The organism is Cellulosimicrobium sp. BMG9.22 (assembly GCF_059159975.1).
Genome location: NZ_JBZGBY010000001.1, coordinates 1 through 18,024 on the forward strand (window position 1 = coordinate 1; position 18,024 = coordinate 18,024).

At 75.4% G+C, this 18,024-nt stretch carries 15 protein-coding genes; 8 read left to right on the top strand and 7 right to left on the bottom strand.

Translation table 11 applies throughout. The features are described 5' to 3' along the window. On the bottom strand, positions 1-333 hold a 333-nt coding region (locus AC4H2H_RS00005; protein WP_494368755.1), incomplete at its 3' end, for a VOC family protein. A gap of 160 nt (positions 334-493) precedes the next feature. Here AC4H2H_RS00005 and AC4H2H_RS00010 point away from each other — a divergent pair. Together AC4H2H_RS00010 and AC4H2H_RS00015 are read left to right on the top strand one after the other, a co-directional pair. Next, positions 494-1,795, top strand: coding sequence for an endonuclease/exonuclease/phosphatase family protein (locus tag AC4H2H_RS00010; protein WP_494368756.1), 1,302 nt, complete (start codon positions 494-496; stop codon positions 1,793-1,795). Between the two features lie 267 nt (positions 1,796-2,062). Beyond that, positions 2,063-3,277: a ScyD/ScyE family protein gene (locus AC4H2H_RS00015; protein ID WP_494368757.1), complete on the top strand. Its 1,215-nt coding sequence runs from the start codon at positions 2,063-2,065 to the stop codon at positions 3,275-3,277. A gap of 74 nt (positions 3,278-3,351) precedes the next feature. Here AC4H2H_RS00015 and AC4H2H_RS00020 read toward each other — a convergent pair whose 3' ends face one another. Together AC4H2H_RS00020 and AC4H2H_RS00025 are read right to left on the bottom strand one after the other, a co-directional pair. Next, positions 3,352-4,764 carry a pyridoxal phosphate-dependent decarboxylase family protein gene (locus AC4H2H_RS00020; RefSeq protein ID WP_494368758.1) on the bottom strand — a complete coding sequence of 471 codons (1,413 nt, stop codon included), beginning with the start codon at positions 4,762-4,764 and terminating at the stop codon, positions 3,352-3,354. A 69-nt stretch (positions 4,765-4,833) separates the two neighbouring features. Continuing rightward, positions 4,834-5,853: a cyclic nucleotide-binding domain-containing protein gene (locus AC4H2H_RS00025; RefSeq protein ID WP_494368759.1), complete on the bottom strand. Its 1,020-nt coding sequence runs from the start codon at positions 5,851-5,853 to the stop codon at positions 4,834-4,836. A 162-nt stretch (positions 5,854-6,015) separates the two neighbouring features. On the opposite strand from AC4H2H_RS00025, the gene AC4H2H_RS00030 reads away from it, so the two are divergent. Genes AC4H2H_RS00030 through AC4H2H_RS00055 form a run of 6 tightly spaced genes read left to right on the top strand, consistent with a single transcriptional unit; the run spans position 6,016 to position 13,303 of the window. Further along, the gene (locus tag AC4H2H_RS00030; RefSeq protein ID WP_494368760.1) at positions 6,016-7,401 is read left to right on the top strand and encodes an adenylate/guanylate cyclase domain-containing protein; all 1,386 of its coding nucleotides are present in this window, start codon (positions 6,016-6,018) and stop codon (positions 7,399-7,401) included. Beyond that, complete coding sequence (locus AC4H2H_RS00035; RefSeq protein WP_494368761.1) at positions 7,398-8,165, top strand: ABC transporter ATP-binding protein; 768 nt, start codon at positions 7,398-7,400, stop codon at positions 8,163-8,165. The genes AC4H2H_RS00030 and AC4H2H_RS00035 overlap by 4 nt, the downstream gene beginning before the upstream one ends. A gap of 6 nt (positions 8,166-8,171) precedes the next feature. Continuing rightward, the gene (locus AC4H2H_RS00040) at positions 8,172-10,583 is read left to right on the top strand and encodes an ABC transporter permease (protein WP_494368762.1); all 2,412 of its coding nucleotides are present in this window, start codon (positions 8,172-8,174) and stop codon (positions 10,581-10,583) included. Then, positions 10,580-12,175, top strand: coding sequence for a sensor histidine kinase (locus tag AC4H2H_RS00045; RefSeq protein ID WP_494368763.1), 1,596 nt, complete (start codon positions 10,580-10,582; stop codon positions 12,173-12,175). The genes AC4H2H_RS00040 and AC4H2H_RS00045 overlap by 4 nt, the downstream gene beginning before the upstream one ends. Next, positions 12,165-12,890 carry a response regulator gene (locus tag AC4H2H_RS00050; protein WP_494368764.1) on the top strand — a complete coding sequence of 242 codons (726 nt, stop codon included), beginning with the start codon at positions 12,165-12,167 and terminating at the stop codon, positions 12,888-12,890. Before AC4H2H_RS00045 ends, AC4H2H_RS00050 begins: the two co-directional genes overlap by 11 nt. Beyond that, complete coding sequence (locus AC4H2H_RS00055; protein WP_494368765.1) at positions 12,887-13,303, top strand: response regulator transcription factor; 417 nt, start codon at positions 12,887-12,889, stop codon at positions 13,301-13,303. The genes AC4H2H_RS00050 and AC4H2H_RS00055 overlap by 4 nt, the downstream gene beginning before the upstream one ends. A 124-nt stretch (positions 13,304-13,427) precedes the next feature. Here AC4H2H_RS00055 and AC4H2H_RS00060 read toward each other — a convergent pair whose 3' ends face one another. From AC4H2H_RS00060 to AC4H2H_RS00075, 4 genes are all read right to left on the bottom strand, one after another. Continuing rightward, entirely contained in the window at positions 13,428-13,688 is a 261-nt protein-coding gene (locus tag AC4H2H_RS00060) for a hypothetical protein (protein ID WP_494368766.1), read from the bottom strand. 103 nt (positions 13,689-13,791) lie between these two features. Beyond that, the gene (locus AC4H2H_RS00065; protein WP_494368767.1) at positions 13,792-14,631 is read right to left on the bottom strand and encodes an HpcH/HpaI aldolase/citrate lyase family protein; all 840 of its coding nucleotides are present in this window, start codon (positions 14,629-14,631) and stop codon (positions 13,792-13,794) included. Further along, entirely contained in the window at positions 14,628-15,848 is a 1,221-nt protein-coding gene (locus AC4H2H_RS00070; protein WP_494368768.1) for a CaiB/BaiF CoA transferase family protein, read from the bottom strand. The genes AC4H2H_RS00065 and AC4H2H_RS00070 overlap by 4 nt, the downstream gene beginning before the upstream one ends. Further along, positions 15,845-17,983: an SUMF1/EgtB/PvdO family nonheme iron enzyme gene (locus AC4H2H_RS00075; RefSeq protein WP_494368769.1), complete on the bottom strand. Its 2,139-nt coding sequence runs from the start codon at positions 17,981-17,983 to the stop codon at positions 15,845-15,847. The genes AC4H2H_RS00070 and AC4H2H_RS00075 overlap by 4 nt, the downstream gene beginning before the upstream one ends. Between the last annotated feature and the right edge of the window lie 41 nt (positions 17,984-18,024).

The following is an 18,024-nucleotide window of genomic DNA, read 5'->3' on the forward strand; positions in this document are numbered from 1 at the left end:
CATCCGCCCGGGCGGGCCGACCGTCGTCGGGCCGTCGAGAACCTCGCCGCCCAGGTCGGGCACGCCGCGCGCGGACGCGTCGACGTCGACGACCGCGACGTACGTGATCCACTCGGCCGCACCGTTCCCGGAGGCGATCGCGGCGACGTCCTGCCCGCCGAGCGACGCGACGACGAATCGCTCGCCGGAGCCAGCGGGGAGCCTGTCCTCGAACACCCACCCGAAGAGGGCGCCGTAGAACGTGAGGGCGGCGTCGACGTCGGGCTGCTCGGTGTCGACCCAGCACGGCACGCCGTGCGGGTAGGTCCGCTGGGGCTGTGGCGGGGTGCTCATGGACCCAGACTCCCACCGGGCTCCCACGGTCGCGCGTCGCCCGGCGCCGGTCACCGACCGTTCTCCTGCCGTTCGCCCGCCGACTCTTCCGGGGCCGACGACGCGTGCGTAGGGTGGCGACACATCACCCGAGACCGTCACCGACGACGAGGAGCCGACCGTGTCCACGAGACCCGCCACCCGGACCTTTCCCCACGCAGCACGCACCGTCCTCGCGCCCGCCCTCGCCGCGACACTCGCCCTGGGGAGCGTCGCCGCGGTGGCGAGCCCCGCCGTCGCGCACGGCGGCCCCGGCGGTGGCCACAGCGGCGAGCACGGCGGCGGACACGGCGGGAAGGGTGAGACCCTGCGCGTCGCGACGTACAACGCGAGCCTGAACCGGGCAGCCGCGGGCGAGCTCGAGGCCGACCTCTCCACGCCCGACGACGCCCAGGCCGCGACGATCGCCGAGGTGCTGCAGCGCACGCGGCCCGACGTCGTGCTGCTCAACGAGTTCGACCACGTCCCCGACGGCCGGGCCGTCGACCTGTTCCGCGACAACTACCTCGAGGTCTCCCAGGGCGGCGCGGAGCCGATCGAGTACCGGTACGCGTACGTGGCGCCGTCGAACACGGGCGTGCCCAGCGGGTTCGACCTCAACAACGACGGCACGGTCGGCGGGGGCGACGACGCGCTCGGCTTCGGCCTGTTCGAGGGGCAGTACGGCATGGCCGTGCTCTCCCGGTACCCGATCGACACGCGGGGCGTGCGCACCTTCCAGGAGTTCCTGTGGAAGGACATGCCGGGCGCGCTCCTCCCGGACGACCCGGCCACGCCCGCGCCCGCGGACTGGTTCACGCCCGAGGAGCTCGAGGTCGTGCGGCTGTCGAGCAAGTCGCACTGGGACGTGCCGGTCCGCGTCGGCCGCGAGACGGTGCACGTGCTCGCGTCGCACCCGACGCCGCCGACGTTCGACGGCCCGGAGGACCGCAACGGGCGGCGCAACCACGACGAGATCCGGTTCTGGGCGGACTACGTCACCCCCGGGGCGTCGCGGTACGTGTACGACGACGACGGCCGCCGCGGCGGCCTGCGCCCGAGCGAGAGCTTCGTGATCCTCGGCGACCAGAACGCCGACCCGCTCGACGGGGACTCCGTCGACGCCGCGATCGACCAGCTCCTCGACCACCGCCGCGTCCAGGACCCGGCGCCGCGCTCCGACGGCGGTACCGAGGCGGCCGCGCTCCAAGGCGGCGCGAACACGACGCACGAGGGCGACCCCGCGCTCGACACGGCCGACTTCGCCGACACCGCGCCCGGCAACCTGCGGGCCGACTACGTGCTGCCGTCGCGCGACCTGCGCGTGCGCGACGCGGGTGTCTTCTGGCCCGTGCAGGCGGACACGCTCTCGCGTCTCACCGGCGTGTTCCCGTTCCCGAGCAGCGACCACCGGCTCGTGTGGGTCGACGTCTCCGTGCGCTGACGACCGCAGATTCACCCCCTCCGGCCGGCCGAGATCCCTGGCGCGGCAACGGCCGGAGGGTGCACACTCGTTCTGGCTCGCGCTCATTGCCGAGTCACAGCCACCTCGCCGCCGGCACCCTGCCGGTACTCGGCACCGTCGCACCGTCGACGCGCGCCTCCGTCGTCCGGCCCGACGACAACCCTCACCCCGTCCGGTCTCTCTGGCGCCCGCAACCCGCGCGCCGTCCCCCGAGAGCCGGACGCTGCCGGACCTTGGAGCACACCCATGAGACGAGTACCCACCGTCCTGGCCGCAGCGGCGACGTCGCTGCTGCTGGCCGCCACCCCCGCCGTCGCGCACGGCGGCGGCAGGCCCGACCCCAAGCCCCCGACCGTCACGGACGTCGTCGGCGGGCTCGTCGGCCCGCTGAGCGTGGCCGTCGGCCCGCGCGGCACGACGTACGTCACGCAGGACTTCGCCGCGCTCGTCTCGGCCGTGCGGCCCGACGGCACCACCACGGTGCTGCACGCCGCCGAGGGCGGCGCGGACGCGGGCGGGGTCTCGTACTCCCACGGGACCCTGACGTTCGCCGAGACGTTCTACGGCATGAGCGAGACGTCGCTGTCGGCCGTCGTCAAGACGCTGCGGACCGACCGGGCCGGCAACCCCGTCGGGGAGCCGACCGTGCTCGCCGACATCCACGCGTACGAGACCGCGAACAACCCGGACGGCGGCGTGTCGTACGGCCTGCTCGAGACGGACCCGGCGTGCGTCGCCCAGGTGCCGGCCGAGCCCGTCTCACCCCTGTACACGGGGCACGTCGACGCCCACCCGTACGCCACGACCTCCTTCTTCGGCACCACCTACGTCGCCGACGCGGGCGCGAACGCCATCCTCGCGATCGACCGGCGCGGCGTGCGCACCGTCGCCGTCCTGCCCTCCCAGCCGTACGTCATCACCGAGGCACTGGCCGCGGAGATCGGCTGGCCCGCGTGCACGATCGGCGAGACGTACTGGTTCGAGGCGGTGCCGACGGACGTCGAGGTCGGGCCCTGGGGCCAGCTCTACGTGTCGGTGCTCCCGGGCGGTCCCGAGGACCCGACCCTCGGAGGTCGGGGCATCGTCTACACGGTCGACCCGTGGCGCGGGACGGTGCGGCAGCTCGCGAGCGGGTTCGTCGGCGCGACCGACCTCGCGGTCACCGAGCGAGGGGTCGTGTACGTCGCCGAGATGTTCGGCGGCAAGATCTCCGTGATCGAGCGTGGGACGCCGCGGACGCTCGTCGACGTGCCGCTGCCGGGCGCCGTCGAGTGGAACGGCAAGGGACTCGTCGCGACGACGAACGTGCTCCCGATGGACGAGACCACCCCGCCCGACGGCCACCTCGTCACCATCAGCACCGGGAAGAGCCGCGGGCACGGGCACGGCGGCTGGCACCGCGGCTGGGGCGACGACGACCGGCGCGGCCCGGGCGCGTGGTTCGACCGCGACGACGGCTGACGGATGATCGGCTGACCGATCGTCGCCGAGGGCGGGACCGGTCAGACGGCGGACGTCGCCGAGGCCGGGACCGGTCAGACGGCGGACGCCCGGGCGAGCGCATCGAGGCTCGCCCGGACGTCCGCGTCCGTCGTCGCCCAGCTGCTCACGGAGATACGCAGCACGGCCTGGTCGTGCCAGCGCGAGCCCGACATCCACGCCGTACCGTCGTCGAGCACGCGGCGCACCACGTCCTGCGTGCGCTCGTCGCTCCCGAACGTCGCGCACACCTGGGTGAAGACGACGTCGTTGAGCACCTGCGCCCCGTCGAGCCCGCGCATCCCGTCCGCGAACGCGGTGGCGTGCCGGCAGAAGCCGTCGACGAGGTCCGTGACGCCCTGGCGTCCGAGCGAGCGCAGCACCGCCCAGACGGGGAACGCGCGTCCCCGGCGGGAGAGCTCCGGGACCTTGTCGAACGGATCGCCGGCGTCGCTCTGGATGAGGTAGTTGCCGTGCATGCCCATCGCCGCGCGCAGGGGCGCGGGGTCGGCGACGATCGCGAGCCCGCAGTCGTACGGGACGTTGAGGGTCTTGTGCGCGTCGGTCGCCCACGAGTCGGCGGCCTCGTAGCCCTCGACGAGGTGCCGGTACGTCGGTGACGCGGCGGCGAAGAGCCCGAACGCGCCGTCGACGTGCACCCACGCGCCGTGGCGGTGGGCGACCTCGACTGCCGCTCCGAACAGGTCGAACGCGCCCGAGTGCACGTTCCCGGCCTGCAGCACGACGATCGTGGGACGCGAGATAGAACCCTGGTTCGCCGAAGTAGAACCGTGGTCACGCGAGATAGAACTCTGGTCGCTCAGCGCCTGCTCGAGCGCGGCGACCGAGATCCGGCCCTGGTCGTCCGCCGCCACGACGTCGGGCGTGCCGAGCCCGAGGTAGGACAGCGCGAGGTCCACCGACTCGTGCCGCTCCGCGCCCACGAGGACGCGTACCCGCGGGGCACCGGTCAGGCCGTCGCGGCGCACGTCCCACCCGACGCGACGCAGCACCTCGCCGCGGGCGGCGGCGAGGCACGTGAAGTTCGCGGTCGTCGCACCGGTGACGAACCCGACGGCGCCCGTCGCGGGCAGGCCGAGAAGGTCGAGCAGCCACGCGCTCGTCACGTCCTCGACCGCGGTGTGCGCGGGCGTCACCGTCCGCAGGGCGGAGTTCTGGTCCCACGCGCTCGTCAGCCAGTCGGCTGCGAGCGCCGCGGGGTGGCTGCCGCCGATGACCATGCCGTAGAAGCGCCCGGACGGCATCGCGGTCAGCCCCGGCCCGCAGGCCGTGGCGAGCAGGTCGACGACGTCCGCGGCCGACGTCGGGCCGTCCGGGAGGTCGGTGCCGAGCCTGGCCGCGACCTGCTCGACCGAGGCCCGCGGCGGGACGGGCCGGGTCGCGAGGGAGTCGAGCCAGGCGGCGGCGTGCTCGTGCGCCCGCAGGAGGGCGGCGTCGCGATCGTCCATGACCGCTCCAGACCGGGCCGGACCGGCGCCGGTCCCTCCCGCCAGGCTGGACCCGCCCGGCGCCCCAGGTCAACCGGCGGCCGACCCCTCGGTCTCGCGGCGGTGCCCGGACGCGAGCTCGGCGAGCGCTGCGTCTCCGAGGTCGCCGGGGTGCACGCTGACGACGCGCAGTGGCGTCAGCGCGCGCACCGTGGCTGTCCGGACCCCGTCCTCGACAGCGGCTCGTTCGCCGAGCAGCGCGCCCGGGCCCACCTCGGCGACCACGCGCCCGTCCACGACGACCTCGACGACCCCGTCGAGCAGGAGGACCATCGTGGCCTCCGCCGGGTCGACGACGTCGCCCTGACGAGCGAGCACGTCGCCGGTCGCGTGGCGGACGACGCGGGGCCGCCCCGCCATGACGTCGGTCGCGAGCTCGCGTTCGAGCGCGGTGCTCGCCACCGTGACGAGAGCCGGTGAGTCCTCGTCACCCCAGGGCGTCGCGGTGACGGCGGGCTGGCGCAACCACGTGCCCCAGTCCGCGACGCCCGCCTTGAGCGCGAGCTCGCCGTCGGGCCCGTACACCCAGTGCCGGGGGAACGGGCTCGCGCCCGTGAGCTCGTACGACGTCGTCCCGTCCGCCCGGAGGGTGACCCGCAGCGTCGTCCACACGAGCGGGGGCGCGATGCGGACGTAGGGCGGGCGGGCGACGCGGCGCGGCAGCGGGAACGCGGTGCGGCCCCCGGCGGTGCGCGTGACCACGAGCGCGTCCGGCGACGCGTCGACGAGGAGGCGGTCGGGCATCGCCGGGGCCGGCAGTGTGAGGGACCAGCGCCCCAGGCGGGCGGTCGTCGCTCCCATGACGACGCCCCCGCCGACGTCGTGGGAGACGAGGCGACCACCGTCGAACGTGGCGGTCGCGGAGAGCCGGTGCGCGAACCGGAACCCCCCGGTACGCCGTAGCGCGTCGACGGCGTCGTCGTCCGGGAGGGTCGACGGCGGTGGCGCGTCGTACGTGGCCAGGCCCAGTGTCATGGCCGCGTCGACGAGGCCTGACACCGCCTCCGACGGTATCCACGACACCGAGAGCACCTGCGTGGCGACGTCCATGAGCTCCTCCAGCCTTCGACGTGGACCGTGACGTTCCGAGCGTCGCGCGGCGGCGACGCCCGGACGAGGGGGCGGGCCGCACGACCACCCAGGTGCTGGCACCCGGGCGTCGACGATGAATTCCCCCTTGTGGCAAGGGCCCGCGAGGGGCCCAATAGGGATGTGAGCCCCGTCACAGTCCTCCTCGCCGACGACAACGTGATCGTCCGGTCGGGTGTGCGCGCGCTCCTCGCGGCCGACCCGCGGCTCGAGGTCGTCGCGGAGGCGGCCGACCTGGACGAGGCCGTGGCGCTGGCGACCGAGCTCGCGCCGCGTGTCGTCGTCACCGACATCCGGATGCCGCCGACCTTCACCGACGAGGGCATCGTCGCCGCCCGGGAGATCCGCAGGCGTCACCCCGGGACGGGGATCGTCGTGCTCAGTCAGTTCGACGACCCGGAGTACGCCGTCGGGCTGCTCGCCGACGGCGCGTCCGGCTACGGGTACCTGCTCAAGTCGCGCGTCGCGGACGGTGACCGCCTGTGCCGCGCGGTGCACGAGGTCGCGGCCGGCGGGTCGGTGCTCGACCCCGAGGTCGTCGCCGCGCTCCTCGCACCGGTGCGGCAGACCGAGGGGCTGACCACCGCGCAAGAGTCGTTGCTCGACCAGGTGGCCTCGGGCCGCGCAGTGAAGTCGATCGCGGCGGTGACGGGCGAACCGCCGGAGGCCGTCGACGGACGCATCGAGGAGCTGTTCGTCGTGCTCGCCCGCGACGCGTCGACGGGTCGCCGGGACGCGGTGCGCCGGCTGCGCTCGTTGCACACCGCGATCCTCCGCCGCGAGGAGCAGGGGCGGACCCTGTCCCGGCTCCTGCCGTCGGGGCTCGCGTCCCGCCTCGACCGGTTCGCCGACGGCCGCACCGACGAGCTCGACGTGTCCGTGCTCATGAGCGACGTGCGCGGCTACTCCGGGATCGCCGAGCGGACGGAGCCGGCGGAGCTCGCCCAGCAGCTGGGCGAGCACCGCGCCGCGATGAACGCGGCCGTGCTGGGTCTCGACGGCACCGTCATGCAGTACGTCGGCGACGCCGTCATGGCGGTGTTCGGTGCGCCCGAGCCGTCGGACGACCACGCCGCCCGTGCCGTGCTCGCAGCACTCGACATGCACGCGCGGCAGCACGCCCTCGACGCCCGGTGGGCCGCCGTGGGCCGCGCGCCGTTCGGTCTCGGGATCGGCATCTCCACCGGGCACGTCGCGGCAGCGCTGCTCGGCAGCGCCGAACGCGTCGAGTACACGCTCGTGGGCGACACGGTGAATCTCGCCCAACGGCTCCAGGACCTCGCCCGCCCCGCGGGCACCACCGTGGTGAGCGCCGCGACCGTCGCCGGGCTCCCCGCGGCCGCCGACGATGCCACACCCACTGCCGCGCCCTCGCCCCTCGCCGACCGGCTCTCGCACGTGGCGTGGCGGCCCCTCGGCGAGCAGACCGTCAAGGGGCGGCACGACGCCGTACCCGCGTTCGCCGTCGTCCACGAACCCGTGCTCGCACCCGCAGGAGGCCCACCATGACGACGACCGGCACCGGCACCGTGCGCACCACGACCGGCCCCGACGGCACGACCGCCCCGGCACCGGCCGTCGCCGGCGCCCCGGAGACACCCCCGCTCGTGCGGGCGCGCGGCCTGCGGCGGACGTACGCGAGCGACCTCTCCCCCGTCCGCGCCCTGCGCGGCGTCGACCTCGACGTCGCACGGGGCGAGATGGTCGCCGTCATGGGCCCGTCGGGGTGCGGGAAGTCGACGCTGCTGTCCGTCCTCGCCGGTCTGGAGAGCCTCGACGAGGGCACGGTCGAGATCGACGGGGAACGCCTCGAACGCCGCTCGGAGGCGTGGCTCGCCGAGTTCCGGCGTCGGCACGTGGGCATCGTGTTCCAGTTCTTCCACCTCCTCGACGGCGTGAGCGCGCTCGACAACGTCGCCCTCGCCGCCCAGCTCGCGGGCACCGGCCGCCGGGCGGCGACGACCAGGGCGCGTGACCTCCTCGACCTGCTCGGGCTGGGCGACCGCGCGGACCAGGTCCCTGCCGTGCTGTCCGGCGGACAGCGGCAGCGGCTCGCCATCGCGCGGGCACTCGCCAACTCGCCGACGTTGCTCCTCGCGGACGAGCCCACGGGAGCCCTCGACACCGCCGGCGGCGCCGAGGTCGTCGAGCTGTTCCATCGCCTGCACGCCGACGGCCAGACGATCGTCCTCGTCACCCACTCCCCGGAGGTCGCCGCCGTGGCCGGGCGGGTCGTGAGCATGCGCGACGGCCGTCTCGAGAGCAAGGGGTGACGTGCGATGGGGTTCACGGCGACCTGGCTGCGCTGGGAGCTGCGGCGCGCCCTGCGCACCTGGGTGCTGCTCGCGGCGCTCGTCGCGGTCGCGGTCGGCGGGGTGCTCGCGGCGGTCACCGGTGCGCTGCGCGGGGCGGGTGCGCTGGACCGGCTGCAGGCGCAGACCCTCCCGGCCGACCTCGTCGTCCTGCCCAACCGCCCCGGGTTCGACTGGGACGCCGTGCGGGAGCTGCCCGAGGTGGAGGCGCTCTCCGCGTTCCTCATCACCTCGTACGGGGTCGACGACGGCGACCTGACCACCCCGAGCGGCTTCTTCCCGCCCGTCGACGACGACTGGATGCGCACGATCGAGCGTCCGGTGCTGCTCGACGGCCGTCTCGCCGACCCGGTCCGTGCGGACGAGGTGGTCGTCACGGAGTCCTGGCGACGGGAGAACGGTCGCGGCGTGGGCGACACCGTGTCCCTGCACCTCGCGACGCCCGAACAGGTCGACGTGGGTATGTCCACCCCGGACGCCGACCCGCCCGACGCGGCCGGGCCGGTCGTCGAGGCCACCGTCGTCGGCGTCGTGCGGTCCGCCTGGTACTCCGGGTGGGACGCGCGTACCGGGGGCACCGTGCACGTCACCCCCGCCCTCTTCGCGCAGCACGGGGAGAACCTCGCCGGCCGCGCGGGCGCCACCTACGCGAACGCGCTGGTCCGCCTGGACGGCGGGGAGGCCTCCGCGGACTCGTTCCTCGCCGGGCTCGAGGCCCTCGCGGGCGGCGGCGACATCGAGGTGTGGCGCATGTCCGAGCACCTCGCGCCGGTGCGGCAGGCGATCCGGGTCGAGACGACCGCGCTCCTCGGGATCGGGATCGCCGGCGCGCTGGCCGCAGCCGTCCTCGTGGGCCAGGCGGTGGCCCGTGCCGCGGCCGGGACCGCCGCCGAGCTCGCACCCCTGCGCGCCTCCGGCCTCACCCCCCGCCACCTCCGGGCCGCGGCGACCGCGGCGCCCGTGGCGGCCGGCCTCGCGGGCGCGCTCGCGGGGGCGGTCGGTGCCGCCGTCGCGAGCCGCTGGTTCCCGCTCGGCACCGCAGGCCTGTACGAGCCCGAGCCCGGGGTGTCCGTCGCGGTGCTGCCCCTCGCCCTCGGGGTCGTCGCGACGGTCCTCGGCGTCGCCGTGGTCGCCGTCGCGAGCGTGGAGCTCGCGGCGGCGACCCGGCACATCCCTCCGCGCCCCTCCGCGGTCGCCGCGGCGGCGTCGCGCGCCGGGCTCCCGGTCCCCGTCGTCATGGGGACGCGCCTCGCGTTCGAGCCCGGCCGCGGTACCCGTGCCGTCCCGGTCCGTCCGGCGCTCGTCGGCGCGGTCACCGGTGTCGTCGGTGTCGCGGCCGCGTTCACGTTCGCGGCGGGCATGGCGGACGCGACGACGAACCGGGACCGGTACGGCGGCTACTGGGACCTGTCGTTCCCCACGGAGTACGCGGGTCAGGTCGCGGCCGACGGCACCGCGCTCGGCCAGATCCTCGCGGACGACCCCGCGGTCGACTCGGTCGTGGACGCCCGGGTCGCGGTGGGCGACGTCTCCGGGGCGAAGGTCGCCCTCCTGACCGCCGACGTCGTCGCGGGAGACCCCGGGTGGCTGCCCCTGTCGGGGCGGATGCCCGCCGCGCCCGGAGAGATCGCGCTCGCGCCGCTCACGGTCCGTCGCACCGGTGCTGAGGTCGGTGACACGATCGACGTCCGCGGCCCGGCCGGGTCGGTCGCGCTCGACGTCGTCGGCACCGCGTTCGTGCTCCCGGGGCACAACAGCTACGCCGACGGGGCGTGGGTCGGCGCCGTCGACCACCGGGCGCTCTTCGGCGGCCACCCCCTGAAGGCCCGGTTCCTCACCGTCACCCTGGAGGACGACGTCGTCCCCGCCGTGGCGGCGGAACGCCTCAGCGCCGCGAGCGCCGCGGTCTCCACGTGGGGTGCGCCGATTCCCCCCTTCCTCCCGGAGACGCCCGACGAGGTGCGAGCGCTCGTCGGCGTGGGGCGCCTGCCCCTCGTGCTCGGCGGGTTCCTCGCCGTCCTCGCGGTCGGCGCCGTCGCGCACGCGCTCGCTGTGACGGTACGTCGGCGCGGCCACGACCTCGCCGTGCTCCGCGCCGTGGGGATGACGCCTCGCCAGAACCGGGCGACCGTCGCGGTGCAGGCGACGGCGTTCGCCGTCGTCGGGCTCGCGCTCGGCCTCCCGCTGGGCATCGCCGTCGGCCGGGCCGTGTGGCGCGCCGTGGCGGACGGCACCCCGGTGCAGTACGTCCCGCCGACGGCCGTGCTCGCCCTGGTCGTGCTCGTCCCCACGACCGTCCTGCTCGCGAACCTGCTCGCGGGCGTCCCCGCCCGGCGTGCGGGACGCCTGCGCGTCGCGACGGTGCTGAGGGCGGAATGAGCGCCGTCGCCCCGACCTGGACGGCCCCGTCGACGACGGCGCTGCGATGGGTCCTGGCCGGGGCCCTCGGTGCGGTCGCGACCGGCACCGTCGTCGGCACGCTGCACGTGCTCACCGGGTGGCCCGCGCCGTGGGCGGCCTGGGCCGCGTGCCTCCCGCTGGCCGGGGGCGTGTGGTGCGCGGCGACGCACCGAGCCCCCGCTGCCGCGCGCTCGTGGCTCCGGGCGGCGGCGGTGTGCGCCGCCCTGGCGCTGCTCGTCGCCACGGCGTTCTCGGTCGTCGTCCTCGGGCTCGGCGCCCCTCCCGACTCCGCGGGACGACGCCTCCTGGGCGGGGCGCTCGTCGCCGGCGGGGTCGTGGCGCTGCTCGCCGTCCCGGTGCGTGCGCGCGTGCGCCAGGTCGTCGACGACCTCGTCGGGACGACGGGGCCTGCCGTGAGCGACGTCCTACCCGGGCTCTCCGCCCGCATGTCGCGCGCCGTCCCGCTCGACGAGCTCCTGCTGGGCATCGCGGAGCAGCTGCGCGCCACCGTCGGGACGAGCGGCGTCGAGATCTGGACGGGGTTCGGCCCGTCGCTCGAGCGCACGGTCTCGGTGCCCGACGTCGGGCCCGGCCGGCTGACGTTGGGGGGCGAGGAGCAGGGCGTCGTCACGCACGCACGGATCGGCGGCGCTGCCTGGTCGGCGATGTGGCTTCCGGGCCTCGACACGGACGTTCCTCACGAGCACGACCCGGGCGCAGTCGGCACGACGGCGGACCTGCGCGTCGCACCGATCTCGCACCTCGGCGCGCTCCACGGGCTCGTCGTCGCCCGGGACCGGTCGTTCGGGGCCGAGGACGAGCGGGTGCTCGTCGAGGTCGCCCGGCAGCTGGGGCTCGCGCTGCACAACGTGCGCCTCGACTCGGCGCTGCAGCGCTCGCTCGAGGACCTCGAACGGGCGAACGCCGACCTGCGCGCGTCGCGGCTGCGCCTCGTGGCCGCGTCCGACGAGGCACGGCGCCGCATCGAGCGCGACCTCCACGACGGCGCCCAGCAGCGCCTGGTCGCGATCGCGGTGCACCTCGCGCTCGTCGAGGCGAGGCTCGCCGCGGATCCCGAGAGTGCCCTCGAGAGCGTGGTCGCGCTGCGGGAGGAGGTGCAGGAGACCGTGCGCGAGGTGCGCGAGCTCGCGCACGGGATCTACCCGCCGCTGCTGCGCGACCGTGGTCTCGGCGAGGCGCTGCGGTCCGCCGCGACGCGGGGCGCGGGCGACGTCGAGGTCGACGTGTCCGTGCCCGGGCGGTACTCCGCCGACGTCGAGAGCGCGGTCTACTTCTGCTGCGTCGAGGCCCTCGCGAACGCGGGCAAGCACGCCGGCGCGGGGGCCCGCGTGCGCGTCGCGGTGGGTGAGGACGCCGGCGACCTGTGGTTCGAGGTGTCCGACGACGGCGCCGGCTTCACGCTCGGCCCCGCCCTGCCCGAGGGCCACGGGTTCCTCAACATGGCGGACCGGCTGGGCGCGCTCGGCGGCAGCCTCACGGTCGACACCGCCGCCGGCGCGGGCTGCCGCGTCCGGGGCCGGCTCCCGGCGGTGGTCCGCGATGAGCCGTAGCCTCGGACCTGGGCGTGCCGACGCGGTGCGCGCGCCGCGAGAGGCAGGAGCCGCCGTGGTCCGGGTCGTCGTCGCCGAGGACTCCCTGCTTGTGCGCGCGGGCGTGCGCGGGCTGCTCGACCTCGACCCCGGCATCGAGGTCGTCGGCGAGGCGGGCGACCTCGGCGGCCTGCTGGCGACGGTCGACGCGCAGGCTCCCGACGTCGTGGTGAGCGACGTGCGCATGCCGCCCGACCACGACGACGAGGGGATCCGCGCGGCCACCCTGCTGCGCGACCGGGTGCCGGCTCCCGGGGTCGTCATCCTCTCGCAGTACGCCGAGCCCGCCTACGCGCAGGCGCTGCTCGACGGCGGCAGCGCCGGCCGTGCGTACCTGCTCAAGGAGTCGGTGAGCATGCCCGGGCAGCTCGCCGACGCGGTGCGTGCCGTGGCGTCCGGCGGCTCCGTGGTCGACCCGCTCGTCGTCGAGGCGCTGCTGCGCGCGCGGCGGCCTTCGCCCCTGGGCGTCCTCACCCCGCGCGAGCGGGACGTGCTCGACCAGATCGCGCTCGGCCGGTCGAACGCCGCCGTCGCGTCCCGCCTGCACCTGTCCGAGCGGTCCGTGGAGAACCACATCAACGCGCTCTTCGCGAAGCTCGGGCTCGCGCCGGAGCCCGACACGAACCGGCGCGTGATGGCGGTCCTGATCCGCTTGCGCGGTGAGGTCCCGCGATGACCGGGGTCCTCGTCGTCGACGACCAGGAGACCTTCCGCCGGGTGGCGGTGGCGCTGGTGGGCCTCGTCGACGGGTGGCGGGTCGTCGGGGAGGCCGCCTCGGGCGAGGAGGCGCTCGTCGTCGCCGCGGCGGACGGCGACGTCGACGTCGTCCTCATGGACATCAACCTGCCGGGGATGAGCGGGATCGAGGCGACTCGGAGGATCGCTGCGGCGCACCGCGACGTGCGGGTCGTGCTCGTGTCGACGTACGCGCCCGGCGACCTGCCCGCCGACGCGTCGACGTGCGGTGCCGTGGCCTACCTCCGCAAGGAGGAGCTCACGCCGGAGGCCCTGCGTGCCGCGTCCGACATGGATCCTGTACGCGCGCACTTCTTACGCCCAGGCAATCATCAGGCGACCCACGGTGCCTAGCGTCGGGCGCCGAACACGACGTTGCTGTCGTCGTCGCCTTCATAACGACAGCAACGTCGTGTTCGGGCGCGCGGAGGGTCGTGCTCGGCCGGATGCACTCCCGGCATCAGCCGCGACGGCGTGGTCAGCGCCTGCGCCGTGCCCGCGCCCGCTTCCACACCTCGGACCGTCGGAGCACGGCGTACAGCCAGAGCCCGAACAGACCGCCCGCCGTGAGGATCGCGACGCCGACCCACCGTCCGGTCTGGTCGCCGCCCGAGCGGCCCCCGAAGAGCGCGACCAGCAGCGCGACGACGAGGAACGCGATCGTGCCCACGAGCAGAAACACCGCGAAGGGCCGGACGAGCGCCTCCCGGTCGCCGGGCTCGTCCGGAGGCTTGCTCATCGCAGTGCCTCCGCGATCTGGGGAGATCGAGCGTTCACGCATTCTGCCGCACCGTCGACGACCTCGGCGACGACTCCTGTCGAGCGTCCACCACGTCGCCACCTCATCGATCGGTGAGCGCGAGGACCGTGCGCGCGCGCTCGACCATCGCCACGTCGAGGAACGTGCCGTCCGCGAGCGCGACGACGCCCGTGCCCGACGCCGCGGCGTCGTCCACGCGCTCGACGACCTCGCGCGCGCGGTCCACCTCGTCCGGTGTCGGCAGGAACGCGTCGCGGATGGTGTCGAGCTGCCCGGGGTGGATCGCGGTGCGGCCGCAGAGCCCGAGCGCGCGCCCGGCGCGGCACGACGCCGCGAGCCCGTCGAGGTCCCGGACATGCGTGTACGCGGACATCGCCGGCGACGGCAGACCGGCCGCCCGGGCCGCCACGACGACCCGGCTGCGCGCCCACGCGAGCCCGGCCTCGTCGTCGACCCGCAGGTCGGAGCGCAGGTCCGCCTCGCCGAGGCCGATCGACGCGACCTGAGGCGACGCCGTCGCGATCTCGAAGGCCCGCTCGACGCCGAGCGCCGACTCGACCAGCAGGTGCAGAGCCCGCCCCGGCAGCGCCGCGGCGAGCGCACGCACCTCGTCGGCCGACTCGACCTTGGGCACACGCGCCCCGACGGCGGCCGGCAGCCCTGCGAGCGCCGCGACGTCGTCGGCGTGCCACGGCGTCGCGGGGTGGTTGATCCGCACCTGGACCCCGCGCTCGGCCGCGGCCTCGTCCAGCAGCCCGACGACGTTCCCCCGCGCTTCGTCCTTGCGCGCCGGCGCGACGGCGTCCTCGAGGTCCACGAGCACGACGTCGGCGGCGGACGCGAGCGCCTTGGCGACCCGGTCGGGCCGGTCCGCCGGCACGTACAGCAGCGTCAGCGGCGCTGCGGTGCGGGGGTCGGTCATACCGCCCCCTCCGACCGCAGTTCGGCGACGCGCTCGGGATCGAACCCGAGCTCGCCGAGCACCTCGTCCGTGTCCGCGCCGTGCGCGCGGCCGGTGAAGCGGATGACGCCGTCGTTGTCGGACAGCCGGAACAGCGGCCCCTGCATGAGCATCGGTCCGAGCTCCGGGTCCTCGATCTCGTGGATCGTGCCGAGCGCGCGGAACTGCGGGTCGTCGACGATGTCGTGCGCGTCGTAGATCGGCGCGACGGCGGCCTGCGCCTCCTCGAACGCGGCGACGACCTCGTCGCGCGTGCGCTGCGCGATCCAGCCGCCGACGGCGTCGTCGAGCAGGTCGGCGTGGCGCGCGCGCTCGACGCCGCTCGCGAACCACGGCTCCTCGATGAGCTCGGGCCGCCCGACGAGCCGCATGACGCGCTCTGCGATCGACTGCGCCGACGTCGACACCGCGACCCACTGCTCGTCGCGCGTGCGGTACGTGTTGCGCGGCGCGTTGTTCGCGGAGCGGTTGCCGGTGCGCGGCTGGACCGTGCCGAGCTGGTCCCAGCGCGTGATCTGCGGCCCGAGCATCGCGAGGATCGGCTCGATGATCGCGGTGTCGACGACCTGCCCGTGGCCGGTGCGCTCGCGCGTGGACAAGGCGACCATGACCGCGAACGCCGTGGCGAGCGACGCGACGCCGTCGGCCAGGCCGAACGGCGGGAGCGTCGGCGGGCCGTCGGGCTCGCCGGTCATGGCGGCGAACCCGCTCATCGCCTCGGCGAGCGTCCCGAAGCCGGGTCGCGTCCGGTACGGGCCGACCTGCCCGAACCCGCTCACGCGCGCGAGCACGAGCCGCGGGTTGCGCTCGGCGAGGACGTCGTAGCCGAGCCCCCAGCGCTCGAGCGTTCCCGGGCGGAAGTTCTCGATGACGACGTCGGCCTCGGCGACGAGCGCAAGGAACACCTCCCGCCCGCCCTCGCTCCCGAGGTTCGCCGTGACCGTGCGCTTGTTGCGCCCGAGCGTCTTCCACCACAGGTTGACGCCGTCCTTCGCTGCGCCGTGCGTGCGCGACGGGTCGGGTCGGGTGGGGTGCTCGACCTTGACCACGTCGGCGCCCAGGTCGCCGAGGTGCATCGCGGCCATGGGCCCGGCGAACAGCGTCGACGCGTCCACGACGCGCAACCCGGCGAGCGCGCCGCCGGCGGGGTCGCGCGAGACGCGAGGAGCGCCCGTCATGCCGTCACCCCCTCGGCGGTCAGGTCCCACGCGCAGCGGAACCCGACCGTCGCGCCGCGCGCGAGGCCGAGGCCGGGGACGAGGAGCTTCACGGCGTAGTCGGCGGCGTGCAGACCGCCCTCGACGTACCAGTCGGAGCCCTCCGCGCGGTAGTCGCTGCCGCCCTTGAGCATGACGAACCGGGTGCGCCCGTCGGAGTGCTCGGACGCCGTCCAGCTCCACACAGCGGGCTCCCGCCGCGTCCAGCCGGGCTGCTCCGCCGCGAGCTGCCACTCGTCCTCGGTGGGCAGGCGCCCGCCGCGCCACGCGCAGTACGCGCGCGCGTCGTCGAGATCGACGAACGTCACCGGCTCGTCCTCCGTCCCCGGCGTGGGACGGCCGTCGGCCCAGTGCGCGAGGAACCGGTGAGCGACGGCGGGCGCGTAGCCCGTGGCGTCGAGGAACGCCGCGAACTCGGCGTTCGTCACGTCGCCGCCCACCGCGACCGGCGAGGCGAGGTCGCCGTCGCGCTGGAGGGTCCGCGCGTCGTGCAGGCGCGGCGGCAGCGGCTTCCACTCGTCGACGTACGGCGCACCCTGGTACATCCCCGTCTCGCGCGCCCGGTACCGGACCGTCAGCACGTACGGCCCGGCGGGCACGACGGCGGCACCCGGCTCGGGCGCGCGGGTCGCCTCGTCCGGCCCGACGGCGGCACTCTCCACAGCGCCGAGCGTGGTCGACGCGGACGGCGTCAACGCGGCAGGCGCGGACGGCACCGGGGCGGCAGGCGTCGCGTCGAGACGGCGTGCGAGCCGGTGCGGGAACCGCGTGTCCTGTTCGTGGGGCGCGGACTCGTCGAGCGACGCGACCACCTCGCGCAGGTGCCCCAGCCACGCGGGCTCGGCGACGCCGTCGGCCACCCGCAGCACCGCGGCGATCCCCCGCGCGGGCACCCGCACGCCGTGCCGAGCCCGGGATTCCTCCCCACCGACCGGGCCCGCTGCGGAGGGATCCAGGGTTCGGCGGGAGAACTCGTCGGCCGGGAGCGCGGGTCCGACGTAGTCGGTGCCGCCGCGGTTGACGAGCGTCCACAGGGTCACGCCGTCGAGCTGCCAGCGCGACGCGTACACCCCCGCGGCCTCCGCCTCGGGCGCGAGCTCGGCGAGCGGCGTCCACTCCCCCTCGAGCAGCAGCTCGCGCGCGGCGCGCTGGACCGTGACCAGGCGCTTGACCGTCGCGGCGTCGCGCGGCGACCAGCCCACCCAGACGCCGAACACGACCTCCCACACCATGACGCCCACGCCGTTGAGCCACGCGGACTGCAGCTCCTCGGAGTGGTCCCGGTGCCAGCGGCGCACGTGGTGCTGCATGTGGCGGCGCTCGTACCAGTGCGCGCGCAGCACGCCGGGCACGGGCGAGTCCGCGAAGAACTGCGCCCACGACGACGAGTGGTCCTCGATGCGCTCGACCGGCAGCTTGGACTCGCCCTCGAGGACGATCCCGGGGCGTGCCGCCTCGAGCCGCGCGACGAGCTCGGGCTCGGCCTTCTTCAGCGTGTCGAGGAAGACGCCGTCGGCGCCGAGGTCGCGCACGAGCGCGGCGAGCTCGGTGAGGTCGTCGTCGCCGCGGCGCGTGCCGACGTCCCACGGGTTGTAGTCGACGAACACGTGCAGGCCCGCGTCGTGGAACGCCCGCACGAGGTCGACGATCCCCGGCACGTCGCGGTAGAAGTCCCACTGGTTGCGGTCGTCGATCCCGATGACCGGGTACGCGTGCCACAGCACGACGGCGTCGAGCCCGCCGAAACGGTCGCGCGCGTCGGCGAGGAACCGCTCGGGCGTGAACCGGTGCTCGTCGGACGAGTACAGCAGCTCGTCCCAGAGCCAGACCTGCGCGACCGTCGAGCATCCCGCGGCCCACTCCGCCTCGGGACGCTCGTACGCGGCACCGGTGTACCCGTGGCGACGGCGGGCGTCGTCGCGCCACGCGGCGAGCCGCTCCCGCCATGCCGGGCGGTCGGCGGGGTCGGCCGGGCCGACGAAGATCTTCGCCTCGTCGAGCGCGAGGGACTGCTCGGGCGTGAGCGGCCCGCCGAGCGCGACCTCGGTCGGCCGGTCGATCGGTCGCGGGACGAGCGGGTCGAACGTGTACGTCATGGTGCCTTTCCCTCGGCGGGCGGTCCCGCGCTCGGTCTGGT